This window comes from Flavobacterium aquidurense, from assembly GCF_001404985.1.
Classification (GTDB): domain Bacteria; phylum Bacteroidota; class Bacteroidia; order Flavobacteriales; family Flavobacteriaceae; genus Flavobacterium; species Flavobacterium aquidurense_B.
In genome coordinates this window covers 100,826-117,467 of the sequence record NZ_JRLF01000008.1, presented here as the reverse complement: position 1 = coordinate 117,467, position 16,642 = coordinate 100,826, and the positions used below count along the sequence as shown (strand labels likewise).

The 16,642-nt window shown below is 31.5% G+C and carries 5 protein-coding genes; 4 read left to right on the top strand and 1 reads right to left on the bottom strand.

From position 1 onward, the window contains the following. Positions 1–37: 37 nt before the first annotated feature. On the top strand, positions 38–805 hold the full coding sequence (locus RC62_RS05845; RefSeq protein ID WP_055093521.1) for a helix-turn-helix transcriptional regulator: 768 nt from the start codon (positions 38–40) through the stop codon (positions 803–805). 40 nt (positions 806–845) lie between these two features. On the opposite strand, the gene RC62_RS05840 is transcribed toward RC62_RS05845, so the two are convergent. Further along, positions 846–1,514: a response regulator gene (locus RC62_RS05840; protein WP_055093519.1), complete on the bottom strand. Its 669-nt coding sequence runs from the start codon at positions 1,512–1,514 to the stop codon at positions 846–848. 308 nt (positions 1,515–1,822) lie between these two features. Here RC62_RS05840 and RC62_RS05835 point away from each other — a divergent pair, with 308 nt between their 5' ends. The 3 genes from RC62_RS05835 (at position 1,823) to RC62_RS05825 (ending at position 16,634) form a co-directional block, all read left to right on the top strand. Beyond that, positions 1,823–2,050: a hypothetical protein gene (locus RC62_RS05835; protein ID WP_157472381.1), complete on the top strand. Its 228-nt coding sequence runs from the start codon at positions 1,823–1,825 to the stop codon at positions 2,048–2,050. 226 nt (positions 2,051–2,276) lie between these two features. Next, positions 2,277–4,142: a tetratricopeptide repeat-containing sensor histidine kinase gene (locus RC62_RS05830; RefSeq protein ID WP_245176792.1), complete on the top strand. Its 1,866-nt coding sequence runs from the start codon at positions 2,277–2,279 to the stop codon at positions 4,140–4,142. Positions 4,143–4,718: 576 nt separating this feature from the next. Beyond that, positions 4,719–16,634 (top strand): non-ribosomal peptide synthetase, encoded by an 11,916-nt coding sequence (locus RC62_RS05825; RefSeq protein WP_055093513.1) that lies wholly within the window; start codon positions 4,719–4,721, stop codon positions 16,632–16,634. Positions 16,635–16,642 lie beyond the last annotated feature (8 nt).

The following is a 16,642-nucleotide window of genomic DNA, read 5'->3' as shown; positions in this document are numbered from 1 at the left end:
TAATTCAATACTACTAGAAAATAAATGAATTAGTGTTATGAATCCCATCACCAAATTAGAAGATCATTTTTCTTTTGAATCTATTGACAGTCCGGATAAACGTGAAGAAGCATTGAAGGATGTAATTAATATGATGAAAGAATATGTAAAAATTGATCATTCGGTAGCTGTATTATCAGATCTTGCAGCTAACAAAAGTTATATTTTTACGGGTAATTTTGGTAGTTTTTTCGAAATGGATATTTCAGGTTACTTAACAATTGATTCTATTTGGGAGGAAGATATTTATAAACGCATTCATCCCGAAGATCTTTTTGAAAGACATCTTCTGGAGCTTGAATTTTTTAATTTCTTAAAAGTGCTTGAACCGGAAGATAGATTGAATTATAGTACCAAATGCAAAATAAGGACGCTAAACAGTAAGAAAGAATATCAGCATATACTGCACCGAAGTTTTTATGTAAAAAACAGTTCAGAAGGAGGTTTGTGGCTGGCAGTTTGCCTTTACAATTATTCGTTTGAAAAATCAGGTAGTGTAAGAGGTATTGACGGAAGAATTGTTAATACCAAAACAGGAGAAAGCTTGTATGTAGATACTTATGTAAACTGTATTAATTTATTGACTTCTCGTGAGAAAGAAATTTTATTACTAATCAGCAAAGGCGAAATCAGTAAAGAAATCGCGAGTCAGCTAAATATTAGTATTAATACAGTAAACAGGCACAGACAGAATATTCTGGAAAAACTAAATGTAAATAATTCTATTGAAGCAGTGCGTACAGCAGATGCTTTAAATTTATTGTAGTGTTATAAAGTAGATTTACATCATATAAAATTCTCATCTTTTAGATTAATCCTAAAGTTTTGGCTTTCTCAATTAAATCCTTATCACTTCCTTTTCCCTTTAAAAGCTGATCTTTTATGTTAGCCTTTCGTTTTTCTATGGCGCTCATAGAAAGCGGAATATAATCCGGAAGATTTACTGTTTTTACGCCTTCAGAAATTAAGATTAAAATTTGGTTATCGTGATTGTCCCAATTTATATTTTTCTTAAACAGTTCTCTTTGTGATTCAATTATTGTAGTACTTCTGAATATTTCTCCATCAATAATATTTTTACAGATTACAGGAAACAATTCAAAATTAATATCACTTTTTGATATAAAACCTTCAGGTTTTATTCCCTTAATGATTTTATCTACAGTCAAAGGTTCACTGCGCATTGTCAGGAGAACTACCTTACAATTAACAAATTTCTCTCTGATAAGAAATGCGAGATCAATACCATTGTTAATATTTAGTTGTTTATAGGGAGGCAAATTAATATCAAGTAAAGCAAAATCAATATTAATGTTTTGCTTGTGGTGAAGCATGATTTTATTATAAGCATCTTCACAATTATGACTTTTTATAAAGTTTGGGAGGTTTTCTTGAAATTCACCATCAGATAACAGGTTAATATAACTATCCACCGTCATTGGATGGTCATCGACGATCAAAATATTAAGATTCATAATTTGTTTTAATTCTGTTTAAAACAAATCTAATAAATATTACGGACTTTCCGTACAATTTAAAAAAATCATAAAAAAATTTTTTTGCTTCAATTCCAAATAATAGTTTCCTAAAAAAAAGCTGAAATATTACGGAGATTCCATAACCTGAGAATAAGTATTTTACAAGATGGCTTAAGTGTTGATTAATAATTAGTTAAAGTTTGTTTTTTTGTCTTAAATAAGTGAAATGTTACGGATTTACCGTACCTGATACATCGATGTTATATGTTTTTTTGCTTTATCAAATAACTAAAAAAAATATTTTTATGAAAAGCAAATTATTTATTCCAGGATTATTGATTTCTATTGCGCTAGTAACTTTTTCATGTACTACTGATGATTATGATGTTCCTGCAACTCAGGGTGTCAATTTAAAAACGATTACAAAAGAGGAATTGAAAAAAGAAGTAAATACTACCGTAATTGACTCAATAACTATTAGTACACCAAATGATGATGGTGAACCAAATAATCCAAAACCACCAAGAACATAATTAAATAATGCTATGTTATTTATTTTTAAATTACATACTCTTGTGCGCTTCAAAATAGTATATTTGAAACTGTTAAAAACAAAGCAATTCCAAATTGAAAAACCAGACCAGAATTATAATTTATTTGTTTCTAGTGTTTTCTTTTTTTTCATGTAAAAAAAATGAGATCATCTTATTTAATAAAAGTCATATAGATAATCTGTCCGAAAATAAAAAAGAACATTATTTGGATTCGATTACAGACTTATTGAAAAGTAAAAAAAATGATTCTGTTACCAGGAATCTCTATTTGAATATCGCGTCCGAATATTATTACCTCAATAATTCAAAAAAATCTTTATCTGCGAGTTTAAGCGCTTTGCATTTGTCCAGACAGGCAAATGATAGTGTCAGAATGGCAAAGGCATCTTATTATATTGGAGATTGCTATGAAAACTCAAAAAAAGACAGTGCCTATTTTTATTATCTAAAAGCAGAGAAATTATACTATGCAGTAGATGATTATGATAATGTGGCGAGAATGTTGTTTAACAAATCCCGTGTTTTATTTTATGACGGCAACTATGTAGAATCTGAAATTGAGGTTTCTAAGGCATTGCAATACTTAAAAGAATCAGGAAACCATCAATTGCTATACTCTTGTTATACATTAATGGGGAACTGTTTAGAGAAATTAGTGAACTATAATGAAGCATTAAGATATCATAATCTGGCATTGAGCGAGATTAAGAAAATGAAAACCAATGATGGAATCAATAATTACAAAGTTATTTCAATTATTAATATTTGTAATCTATATGATCTTCAGGGGCAGTATTCAAAGTCTATAAAGCAGTTAGAAGGGCTTGTTTCAAAGGATTTAAAGAAAAAATGGCCACGATTATATGCTAATGTTTTAAGTAACCTGGCGTATTCTAAAATGAGAAGTGGTGATTATGATAATGTTGAAGCAATGTTTACAGAATCACTAAAAATTGTTGACAGTATAGGTATTGAATCTGATATATTGTATAAAAAGATTTATATAGGAGAATATTTTTTAACTCAAAGAGATACTATAAAATCAATTCAAAATCTAAAGGAAGCACGTCAGCTTGCTATTAAAATTAAAAATAGCAATGAAGTTCTGACGTCACTAAAATTATTATCCGAAGTAGATAAATTAAATAGTTTAGGATACACAAATGAATATATCAAATTAAGTGATAGTATCAATTCTGTTCAAAAAAATGCCGACGATAAATATGCAAGGATTGAATATGAAACTTCGAGAATCGAAGATGAAAATAAAATTTTGACAGAGAAAAACTTCTATATTTTAATTATCTCATTTGTATTAGTTTTACTACTACTGATAATTCTTATATTAAGGTATTCAAAATATAAAAATAAAGAATTACAGTTTTTAAAGAAACAGAAAGTAGCAAACGAGGAAATCTATTTATTGTTAATGGAACAGCATGAAAAAATAAATAATGCCAGAGACAATGAAAAATCCAAGATTGCAAAAGAACTTCATGACGGCATTATGAACAGACTTTACGGTGTTCGAATGAATCTGGGATTTTTTAATTCAAAATGCGATCCTGAAATTATTGAAAAAAGAAAGATCTATATATTTGAACTGCAAAATATTGAAAACGAGATAAGAACGATCTCCCATGATTTAAGTCAAAATAATTTTTTTGACGGAAATGACTTTAATATCCTTCTTTTGGGTTTGGTTGAAGGTCAAAAAGATATTAGCACTACACAATTTCAATATATAAATAATGAAGAAATAGATTGGATCTCCATACAAAACATCTATAAAATAAATCTTTACCGTATTATTCAGGAAGCTATTCTGAATATAAATAAATATTCAAATGCTCAAAATTGCGAAATTAAATTTGAGAAAGAAGATTATAATTCTATAAAAATGACCATAATGGATGATGGTGACGGATTTGAAATGAAAAATAAAAAAACAGGAATTGGTCTTAATAATATGAGAGAAAGAGCAGAGCAATTAGAAGGAGATTTTAATGTTGAATCGCAAATTGGTAAAGGAACAAAAATCGAAGTACGTTTTAATTTTCAGATACTATAATTATTATTCAATTCTATATTTTTAATTTCATAATTTTATTTTTTTCCGGGATATTTTAATTTGAATTATTATTCTTTAAAAGTCCTGATTTTTTAAAATATTTACCTATAAAAAAACGATATTGATAGTGATTTAATATCGTTTTTTTTTTATACAAAACTCTCCTTTTTTTATTTTGATCATCCCATAGAATTTCTGATAGCCTGGATACTTATTTTTTTTTCCGGACTGGCTGTATGTTTTGATAACCAGTTATTTGCCTTTTTGTAAAGTTTTACTGAAAGTATCCTGAAAAACCGAATTGATTTTTCAAGGTTATTTTAACCTCCGTAATTAATATCCGAAAAGTCCGTAATTTTTAAGTAACCTATCTCCCTAATTTAGCATAAAATTAATAGTCATTATTAAGATTTCGAATTAATATTTGAGAATTGCGCCAAACAATTTAAGTCTTAAAAAGAATGTAATTGTGATCTGATAAAAAGGATTATAGAGCCTTCAAAAAATTAATTTTTAAAATTTAGCAGAAAAAGCAAAACTCGTTTTTGATCAAAAAAAATAAAAATTTAAAGTTTTATGGATACGAATAAACAGTTAAACAAAAATAGTTTGATTTCAAAATATTGGAAGAAAAAGACATTGGGCAAAGAACAGTTTTACGGTTCTGACCAAGTTGAAGTATCACTGAAAACAGTCTTAATTGATGTACAGGAAATTGATTATTTCAATAAAATCACCAATAATAATACAGTAGCTCAATACACTGTTATAAATGCTGTTTATTCATTTTTGCTTAAACGATTAATGAATAGTTTTGATGGTGATATTGCATCAAATTATGAGAAAACAAATCCTTTGTTCTTTTCGTTTTCAACAGATTTAAAAGTTTCATTTAAAGAATATCTTCACGGTGTAAAGAATGAAATTCTGGAAACTTTAGAACATTCAGATTATGATGTAAAAGAAGTGAATGATTTGAATAAATTTTCAAATTATACTATAAATTTTAATTCCAATACTGCTTTAAAATGTAATGGCATTGTATTGAATATAGCTATAAATGAGTTGGGCACCATTGCTATTAATGCATCTTATTTAGAAGGTTTTGTAAATAATAATGTAGTAGAATATTTAGTTCAGCATGTAAGGTCTTTTATAGTAAATCTTGAAAATAATATAAATGTTATCTTATCAGGATATCCATTATTATCAGAGAAAGAAAAACATCAAATTCTGGTTGATTTTAATCTTTCAGAGCGTGTATTTCCGGATAAGAAAACGATCGTTGATTTATTTGAAGATCAGGTTTTAAAAACTCCCAAAAACACAGCTATTATCTTTAATGGTAAAGAACTGAGCTATTCAGAGTTAAATGAAAAAGCAAATCAGCTGGCGAATTATATTTCTTCTCATTACAAGGTAAATAAAGGAGACGTTATTGGAGTGTTTTTACCAAAGTCTGATTTTGGAATAATCTCTTTATTGGCAATTTTAAAATTAGGAGCAGTGTATTTGCCCATTGACACTAATTATCCTCTTGAACGAATCAATTATTTAATAAAAGATAGTGGTTTGAATTTGCTGATTAATGCGGGTATTGACAACGTGAAAATCGATAATTGTAATATAATATCTATATCTTCAATAGAATTAGAAGAAAATAATTCAGATAGTATTAATACCGTTATTTCACCTAAGGATTTAGCCTATATAATTTATACATCAGGTTCTACAGGACAGCCAAAAGGAGTTATGGTCGAACACCAGGGTACAATCAATATGTTCCTGGATCAAATTAGGACTTTTGAAATTACAGAGAATGACAAAATTGTATGGTTTGCTTCTGTTTCTTTTGATGCTTCTGTATCAGAAATTTTAATGGCTTTGAACAGTGGCGCTGCATTATCTATCCCAACTGAAGATGAAATTAAAGACAGAGATCTTTTTGTTGCCTTTTTAAAAGAGACTCATTCAACAGTAGTTACTTTTCCGCCAAGTTATTTAGGATTATTATCAAATGATGCTATCTCAGGATTAAGATGTATTATAACAGCTGGAGAATCTGCTAATCCTTCTGCCGCTTTAAGTATTACTGATCTTGGAATAGATTATTATAATGCTTATGGACCTACAGAATGTACGGTTTGTGTTTCTATTTATAAAGTTACTAAAGATGATTTCAGCAAATCAATTATCCCTATTGGAAAACCAATTGCCAATACCAAAATTTATATTTTAGATGAACAGCTGCAGACATTGCCAATTGGGGCCTCTGGAAAAATATACGTTTCAGGAGCAGGTTTGGCTAGAGGTTATCTAAACAAAACAGATCTTACAAACGAAAAATTTGTTGCAAATCCGTTTAGTGAGCAACAAAAAATGTATGATACAGGAGATCTTGGTTCTTGGCTGCCAGATGGTACAATTGAGTACCTGGGCAGAAAAGACCAACAAGTAAAATTACGTGGATTTAGAATTGAACTTGGTGAAATTGAGAATGCAATTTTGCAATATTCAAAAGATATAAAACAAGCTGTTGTAAAAGTAATCGAACACAATCACGAAAAAGTTCTGGTGGCTTACTTAGTTTCTGCTTCAATTGTAGATAAATCAGACTTACGCAGCTTTTTACAAAATACATTGCCGGATTATATGGTTCCGGGATTTTATGTGCCGCTGGAAAAATTACCATTAACACCAAATGGAAAAATTGATAGAAAAGCATTGCCAGAACTATCCGGCAATGATAGTATAAGAAAACAATATGTTGCTCCGCGAAATACAACCGAAGAAATTGTTGCAGAAATCTGGCAGGAAGTTTTGAACATTCAAAAAATAGGAATTCATGATGATTTTTTCGAATTAGGCGGGCATAGTTTAATAGTAGGGCAGGTAATCAACAGAATTAATCAGCAATTAGGAAAAACAGTATCTTTTAAAACTTTCTTTTCAAATGCTACTGTCGAAAAAGTGACTGCGAATCTAAAAGACAGTAACTACCTACCAATTCCAAAAACTCCCAAGTCGCCATCATATCCTGTAACTGCATCACAAAACAGATTGTGGATTTTAAGTCAGTTAGAAGGTGGTTCATTAGCTTATAATATGCCGGCTGCCGTAAATTTAAAGGGAGATCTTGATATTAATAAGTTCGAGGAATCGTTTAAAATACTAATCAATCGACATGAAATTTTAAGAACGTATTTTAAAACAAACGAAGAAGGAGAAGTACGCCAGTATGTATCACCCTTAAATCAGGTCGAATTCAAGATGGTTCAGCAAGATTACAGTGTGGTTAAAAATCAGGAAGATGCTGTTACTAATTATTTAGCCGAAAGAAATAAAGAAATTTTTGATTTAGAAAACGGGCCGCTTTTACATGCTTCTTTACTTAAAGTAAGAAGAGATGAATACGTGTTTTTCTTATCCCTACATCATATTATTGGTGATGGTTGGACAATTGAGTTAATAATAGCCGAAATTGTAAAAACATACAATGCGCTAAAGCAAGGCAATCAGGTAGATCTGTCTCCATTAAAAATTCAATACAAAGACTATGCTTTATGGTTTAATGAAGAGCTGCAGCAAGAAAAAAATAAAGTATCAGAAAACTATTGGTTAAATCAATTTTCAGGTGAAATACCAGTTTTAGATTTGCCTGGTTTTAAAACACGTCCGCTAGTTCAGACTTATAACGGAGATACTTTAAGACATACCTTTAGTAAAGAGTTTTTAGATAAATTAAAAAACTTTTCGCAACAACATGACTTAACATTATTTATGACTTTAATGTCTGGTATAAATTCATTATTGTACAGATATACAGGTCAGGATGATATTATTACAGGAACTCCAATAGCAGGAAGAGAACATCCGGATTTAGAGAATCAGTTGGGTTTGTTTTTAAATACACTTGCGATACGTGCTCAAATTAAAGAACAAAGTACTTTTTTTGATATAGTTTCAAATCAAAAAGAAACTTTATTACAAGCTTACGACCATCAGAATTACCCTTTTGATTTACTGGTAAACAAATTAAATCTAAAACGTGATACCAGTCGTTCTGCCTTGTTTGATGTATTGGTTGTACTGCAAAACCAAAGCCAGTTAAAAAATATAAATACTGAAGCTTTATCAGACATTGCAATAAGCGATTTTGATTTTAATGATAAAACGGCTCAGGTCGATATTAGTTTTAGATTTACTGAAACAGATGCTTTACACCTTGCAATAGAATACAATACCGATATTTATGAAGGATACTTAATAGAGAAAATGTTTGCTCATTTTGAAAACCTGCTTATTCAATTAATAGAAAATCCGGTAACTGCTATTGAAAAAATTGATTTCTTGACGGAGTCAGAAAAGCAACGATTATTATTTGATTTTAACGATACTGATATCGTTTATGAAAAAGATAAAACAATACTTGATTTATTTGAAGAGCAAGCCGCTAAAACTCCTGATAATATTGCTGTTATATTTGATAGTACGAAAATCACTTACCGTGAACTAAACGAGCAATCCAACCAATTGGCGGCGTATTTGATCAAAAATTATGCGATTGAATCTAATGATTTGGTTGGGATTAAATTAGATCGAAGCGAGCGTATGATAGTGGCAATTTTCGGAATTTTAAAATCCGGCGGTGCTTATGTGCCAATAGATGTTAGTTATCCGCAAGAAAGAATCGACTATATCGCGAAAGATGCTAATCTTAAACTTTGTATTGATGAGAATGAATTGGATAAATTTAGATTAAATCAGGATTTTTATGCCACAACGCCAATTCAATTAAGTAATTTAAATCATTTAGCGTATTGCATTTATACTTCAGGATCTACAGGAAAACCAAAAGGAGTATTAAATCATCATGCCGGTTTATACAATAGATTGGTATGGATGAAATCGTATTTAAAAGTAGACGATAAACAAAACTTCCTTCAAAAAACACCTTATACTTTTGATGTTTCGGTTTGGGAATTAATTCTGCCTTTTATTACAGGAAGTACTCTTGTTATCGCAAAACCTGATGGACATAAAGATGTTATTTATCTCGAGCAAATAATCGATAAAGAACGCGTTACGATCATTCATTTTGTACCCTCAATGTTAGGTGCATTTTTAGAAAACGCACAAAAAGGAAATTGTAATTCATTACTGCATGTTGTGTGTAGCGGCGAAGAGTTGCCGGTTCTTACTGCGCAGGATTGCAAAAATAAGTTCTTAAACGCGGCATTACACAATTTATACGGACCAACTGAAGCTGCTATTGATGTAACGGCTGTAAATTTAAGTGAAATTGATGTAGTTAAAGATGGCGTGACTATTGGAAAACCTATCGCTAATACAAAAATATATATTGTTAATAATGCATTAGAATTACAGCCTTTTGGAGTACCGGGAGAATTATTAATATCCGGAATACAAGTAGCAAGAGGTTATTTGAACCTTCCTGAACTTACGGAAGATCGTTTTATTGCAGACCCATTTAGGGCAGGTTATCATGTTTATCGCACTGGTGACGTTGCACAATGGCAGCCAGATGGCTCGATCGGATATTTAGGACGAATTGATAATCAGGTAAAAATAAGAGGCAACAGAATTGAGTTAGGCGAGGTAGAAAGTACCATTATAGAATATGGCACCATTCAGCAAGTAGTGGTAATGGCCAAAGAACTAAACTCAGAAAAAGTGCTGGTTGCTTATGTAGTTTCAGAGAATGATCTGGATAAAACAGCGCTTCGTAACTTTCTTCAGAACAGATTACCGGATTATATGATTCCGGGATTTTATATCAAAATAGCACAATTTCCTTTAACCTCGAGCGGTAAGATTGATAGAAAAGTGCTTCCGGCAATTTCATCAGACGATATTGTTCGTAAAGCATATGTTGCTCCTCAAAATGAAATCGAAAAAGAACTGGTTTTAATCTGGGAAAATGTATTAGGTTTAAAAAATATTGGAGTTACAGATAATTTCTTTGAATTGGGCGGACATAGTCTGATTGTATCACAAGTGATTAATAGAACTTACAAGCAATTAGGTAAAACACTGTCTTTTAAAACTTTCTTTACAAACCCTACGATACAAGGAATTGCTAATCAATTGATTGAAAATGAATATGCGCCTATATCTAAAGCAGCACAAAACGAATCTTATCCGTTAAGTGCATCACAAAGCAGATTATGGGTTTTAAGCCAGCTCGAAGGTGGATCCCTGGCGTATAATATGCCCGCTGCGGTTGTATTGAAGGGGGATATTGATGCATCAAAATTTGAGGAATCATTTAAAATACTTATTAATCGTCATGAAATTCTAAGAACCAGTTTCAAAATAAACGAGCAGGATGAAGTACGTCAGTTTATTATTAACGAAGATGATATAACATTTAAAATTGAGCAAAAGGATTTTTCTTTAGTACCCAATAAGGATCATGAAGTAAAAAAATACCTTAAAGCAGAAATTAACAAACCATTTAATTTAGAAGATTTTCCTCTTATAAGAGCCTCTTTGCTTCAGGTAGAAGAACAACAATTTATATTCTTTTTATCTCTTCACCATATTATTGGTGACGGATGGTCAATTGAGATTATAATAGCCGAAATTATACAAATATACAATGCATTATTGCAAGGCAAAGAGATTGGTTTACCCGTTTTAGAGATTCAGTACAAGGATTATGCAGTATGGTTTACCAGCGAATTAGAGCAGGAAAAATTCCAACTTTCAGAACAGTATTGGTTACAGGAATTTCAGGGGGAATTACCCGTAATAGATTTGCCAAATTTTAAAACACGCCCTTTAATTCAAACGTACAATGGAAATCATATAACACATCAATTTCCTGCTTCATTTCTAGAACGCCTTCAGGTTTTTTCAAATCAGCACGATGTTACTTTATTTATGACATTAATGGCGGGTATAAATGCTTTGTTGCATCGTTATACAGGTCAGTATGATCTTATTGTAGGTACTCCAATTGCAGGCAGGGAACATCCGGATTTAGAAAATCAAATAGGACTTTACCTGAATACCCTTGCTATCAGAACTCAATTAAATGAACAAGCCAGTTTTTTAGATGTACTGGAAATTCAAAAAATAAAATTATTAGGGGCGTACGATCATCAAAATTATCCTTTTGATGCGCTGGTAAACCAGTTAAACTTAAAAAGAGATACAAGTCGTTCTGCATTATTTGATGTATTGGTTGTGCTTCAAAATCAAGAACAATTGCGCAATATTAATACAGAAGAACTTTCAGGTATGGAAATTAGTGATTATGAATTTAAAAGCGAAGTTTCACAATTAGACCTTAGCTTCACTTTCATAGAAAATAAAACATTAAACTTAACGATTGAATACAATAGAGATATTTATGATGATTATTTGGCCGAAAGAATATTTGTTCATTTTGAAAACCTGCTGACAAAACTGATTGATAATCCTAAAGCATTGATCCAGGAAGCCGATTATTTAGCTGCTGATGAAAAACAAAATTTACTTGTTGATTTTAACAGTACAGAAATAATTTACCCAAAAGATAAGACGATTGTGGATTTGTTTGAAGAACAAGTTCAGATAACGCCTGATACTATTGCTGTCATTTTTGAAAAAACAACATTAACATATCAACAGCTTAATGAAAAATCGAATCAGCTGGCACATTACCTGAGAGCAAATTTTGAAATTGCATCAGATGATTTAATTGCGATCAAACTCGATAGAAGCGAACGCATGATAATCACCATTTTAGCAATATTGAAAGCAGGGGCAGCTTACGTGCCAATAGACATTAATTATCCCCAAGAAAGAATTGATTATATCGAAAGTGACAGTAATTGCAAAGATGTTATAGATGAAACAAGACTGGATCAATTTGAAGAAATAAAAGAGAATTACCCTAAAACAAACATTGGCAAAATTAATCAGCCTCATGACCTGGCGTATGTAATTTACACTTCTGGAACGACCGGAAATCCAAAAGGAGTGATGGTAGAGCACTTTAGCGTGGTTAGTATTTGTGAAAACTGGAAAATACACTATGCGCTAAATCAAATAGAAGTAAATTTATTACAGCTTGCCAGTATATCATTTGATGTTTTTGTGGGAGATATTTGCCGCTCCATATTAACGGGAGGTAAAATGATCATTTGTTCAAATGATGTAAAACTAAATCCGGAGCATTTATATGAATTAATGCAGGAGCAAAAAATCTCCATTTTAGAAGGTACACCAAGTTTGTTATTGCCATTGATGGACTATATCAGTAGTGAAAATAAAGACTACAGTTTCTTTAAAATATTAATTTTTGGTTCGGATAGTTTTAATAATCAGGATTATAATGCCTTAAAAGATAAATTTGGCAGTGCGATTAAAATTATTAATAGTTATGGTGTTACCGAGGCAACAATAGACTCGACTTATTATGATGATTATAAAAAAGATTTAAATGGCTTTACACCTATTGGAAGACCATTTTCTAATACAAAAATAATCATACTTGATTCCTTTGGTAATTTAGTTCCTTCAGGAGTATATGGTGAGGTTTATATAGGAGGCGAAGGTTTAGCAAGAGGATATTTTAACAACCCTGATTTAACGGCTCAAAAGTTTGTTACCAGCCTTTTTGAAGGTACAGAAAAGCTTTATAAAACCGGAGATTTAGGACGCTGGTTTCCAGATGGAAATATCGATTTTATTGGCAGAAAGGATAATCAGGTAAAAATACGAGGTTATCGAATTGAATTAGGCGAAGTTGAGAATGCTCTGCAACAAAAAAATGATATTGATTCTTGTGTAGTTTTAGCCCGAAATAACGCTTTGGGAGAAAAATATCTTGTAGCATATGTAGTCAGTAAAGAAGAGCAGAAAGTATTTGACTTAATAACACATTTGCAGCATATTTTACCTAATTATATGGTACCGTCTTATTTTGTACAAATAGAGGCTATACCGTTAACTCCTAATGGAAAAATAGATCGAAATTCATTACCAAGCCCTAAAGATTCAAGAATTTCATCAGGAACAGATTATGTAGCTCCAGAAAGTGACTCAGAGAAAGTGCTGGTTAAAATTTGGCAACAAGTATTGGGTCTTGAAAAAATTGGTATAAAAGATGATTTTTTTGAATTAGGGGGTCACAGCCTTACAGTAACAAAATTATTAAACCAGATCAACAGGGAATTTGAAGTTAAAATAAGCTTTAGTGAAATATTTTCTAATACTATTCTTGAAAATCAATTACAGGTAATTATTAAAGCTAAAAAGTCATCTTATCAAAGTATTGGCAAAGCTCCGGAACAATCAGAATATCCATTATCTTCTTCTCAACGTCGTTTATGGCTTTTAAGTCAATTCGAAGGTGGAAACGCAGCATACAATATGCCAAGTATTTTTGAAATAAAGGGTGATTTTACAATTTCTCATTTACAAAAAGCTTTCAATGATCTTATTGATCGTCATGAATCATTACGAACTGTATTTAAAGAAGGCGAAGACGATGTTAAACAAATTGTAATGAAAGCAGATGAAGTTAATTTTCAATTGCAATATGAAGATATAAGCACAGCCGAAAGCCCATTAGAAAGTTTGAATGCCATTATTAAAAATGAAATAGCCTATACTTTTGACTTATCATCAGATTTATTAATTCGTTCAAAAATAGTTCAGACATCTCCTGAAAACTATACCCTTATTTGTGTAATGCACCATATTATCAGTGATGGATGGTCGCTAGAAGTGATCACAAATGAATTATTTGCATTGTATGATGCTATCAAAAAAGGAAGCCAACACATATTACCGGAATTAAAACTGCAATATAAAGATTTTGCAGTCTGGCAGCAGGATCAATTAAAAAGTGAAGCCATAAATGCACATAAATCCTATTGGTTAGAAAAATTTAATACTGAAGTACCAGTGCTAAATTTACCAACCTATCAGGTAAGGCCAACCATTAAAACATATGAAGGAAAATCGCGCTCTAAAAGTTACGATCAGGAACTTCTTAAAAATTTCAATACGTTATGTATGTCACAGGGAACAACGTTGTTTATGGGATTACTTGCAGCTGTAAATACGTTGCTTTATAAATATACAGATCTGGTTGATATAATAATAGGAACTCCAATTGCAGGAAGAGAAGATGATGAATTGCAAAACCAAATTGGTTTGTTTGTCAATACATTAGCTTTAAGAACCCAATTTGATGCCAAATATAATTTCAAAGAATTATTAGCAAATGTAAAACAGGTTACTTTAGGGGCATACGAACATCAAATTTACCCATTTGATGAAATAGTAGAACAATTGCCACTAAAAAGAGACATGAGCCGTAATCCATTATTTGATGTAATGGTAGCGTTTCAAAACACAGATAATCTTAAAGTAGATCTGAATGAACTGGGTGATTTTAGCATCGAAGAATATAAAGCTGCACAGAATGACATTAGCAAATTTGATCTTGAATTTATTTTTGAAGAGACTGTAAAAGGCATTGATTTGGTATTAATATACAATACAGATCTTTATACAGAAGAATTTGTAAACAATATCCTGCATCACTTCGAAGTGCTTTTAAAAAGTATCGTGTCAGAACCGGGATGCGCCATAAGTTTATTAGATTACCTTAAAGAGGGAGAGTTAAGAACGCTTTTGGTCAATTTCAACGATACAAATGTTGCATATCCAAAGACCAAAACAATTTTGGATTTGTTCGAAACCCAAGCGCAAACTGTACCACAGAAAGAAGCCTTAAAAGATGATCTAATTTCTTATACTTATGACGAATTAAATCAGCTGTCAAATCGTATTGCACAATATATTACTTTTAATTATGGCGAATTAAATCAATCCCCAATTGCGGTATTATTAGATCGTTCTGCGCCTATGGTGGCTCTTTTATTAGGAATATTAAAATCAGGAAGAGCCTATATTCCGCTAGATCCTCATTTTCCAAAAGACCGTTTAAGCTACATTATTGCGAATAGTGAAGTAGAAATGATTATTACTGAAAATAAGTACAACATAGAACAGCCAGAAGGAATTACAGTACTTACTTTAGACACTGTTATAAATGGAATAACAGGACTTTTAGGAGATCAGTTAAAAACAATTTCTCCTGACGATACTGCTTACATAATTTATACCTCAGGATCTACAGGAAACCCAAAAGGAGTAGAGATTGGACATAGATCGCTGCTTAATTTCCTGACCAGTATTCAAAACAAACCCGGAGTTGGTGGAACAGATCTCTTATTTTCTGTAACAACCTATTCATTTGATATTTCTATTTTAGAGTTTTTTGTACCCTTAATTTGCGGCGCTGCACTTTATATCGCCAGTAATGAAGTCCTACAGGATTCGAATTTGATAATACAACGATTAGAGGAGTTAAAACCAACTATAATTCAGGCTACGCCAAGTTTTTACCAAATGCTGTTTAATGCAGACTGGTCCGGAGCTGACAACCTGAAAGTACTGTGCGGAGGCGATTTATTAAGTGAAGCCCTGGCAGAAAAAATGATCAGCAGTTGTATGGAAGTCTGGAATATGTATGGGCCAACAGAAACAACTATTTGGTCCAGTATAAAAAGAATCCTGTACAAAAAAGAGGCATCAAACATTGGTAAACCAATCAACAATACAGAGTTCTACATCTTAGATCAGTTTTTAAGACCTAAACCTGCCGGAACCGTAGGCGCCATTTACATTGGAGGAGATGGATTGGCAAAAGGATATTATAAAAATCAAGAGTTAACACAGGCAAAATTTATTAAAAATCCATTCTCTGAAACTGGTTTGATATACGAAACAGGAGATGTAGGAAAGTGGAATGCCAAAGGAGAAATTGAATTTCTAGGTAGAAATGACAATCAGGTAAAAATTAGAGGATACAGAATAGAATTAGGCGAAATAGAAAATGCCTTATTAAAAATTACCTCCATAGATGCTGCGGTTGTTATGGTAAAAGTAGATGCAAATGGCAATCAGGTACTAGTGTCGTATTTGATCAGTAAACTGGATTTAAACGGCCTGAATATTAAATTACATCTAAAAGAATTTTTGCCGGATTACATGATCCCTGCATTTTATATCCAACTGGAGAATATGCCTTTAACACCAAATGGTAAAATTGACAGAATATCGCTCCCAAGCCCTCAAAACATGGAACTGATTTCAATTGTTGACTATATACCGGCAAGAAACGAAACAGAAGCAAAGCTGATAAAGATTTGGACTGAAGTTTTAGGAATTCAGAAAGTGGGTGTAAAAGATAACTTTTTTGAACTGGGAGGTAATAGTTTGAATGCAACCCGCTTGATTGGTTTGATATTGAAACAATTCGAATTGAAAATTTCTATAACAGACTTATTTAAAAATTCAGTTTTAGAAGAACAAGCCGCACTACTTGATACTATTCATCTCTCTGCTGTAGTGAGTTTTAGCCCGTATGAAGATGATGCAGATGTAGAAATATTCTCGATATAAATTTTAAA

What these genes read in the sequence shown, in the direction of transcription:
- RC62_RS05835 (WP_157472381.1), top strand. Translation starts at nt 1,823, where the DNA reads ATGAAAAGCAAATTATTTATTCCAGGATTATTGATTTCTATTGCGCTA.
- RC62_RS05840 (WP_055093519.1), bottom strand. Translation starts at nt 1,514, where the DNA reads ATGAATCTTAATATTTTGATCGTCGATGACCATCCAATGACGGTGGAT.
- RC62_RS05825 (WP_055093513.1), top strand. Translation starts at nt 4,719, where the DNA reads ATGGATACGAATAAACAGTTAAACAAAAATAGTTTGATTTCAAAATAT.
- RC62_RS05845 (WP_055093521.1), top strand. Translation starts at nt 38, where the DNA reads ATGAATCCCATCACCAAATTAGAAGATCATTTTTCTTTTGAATCTATT.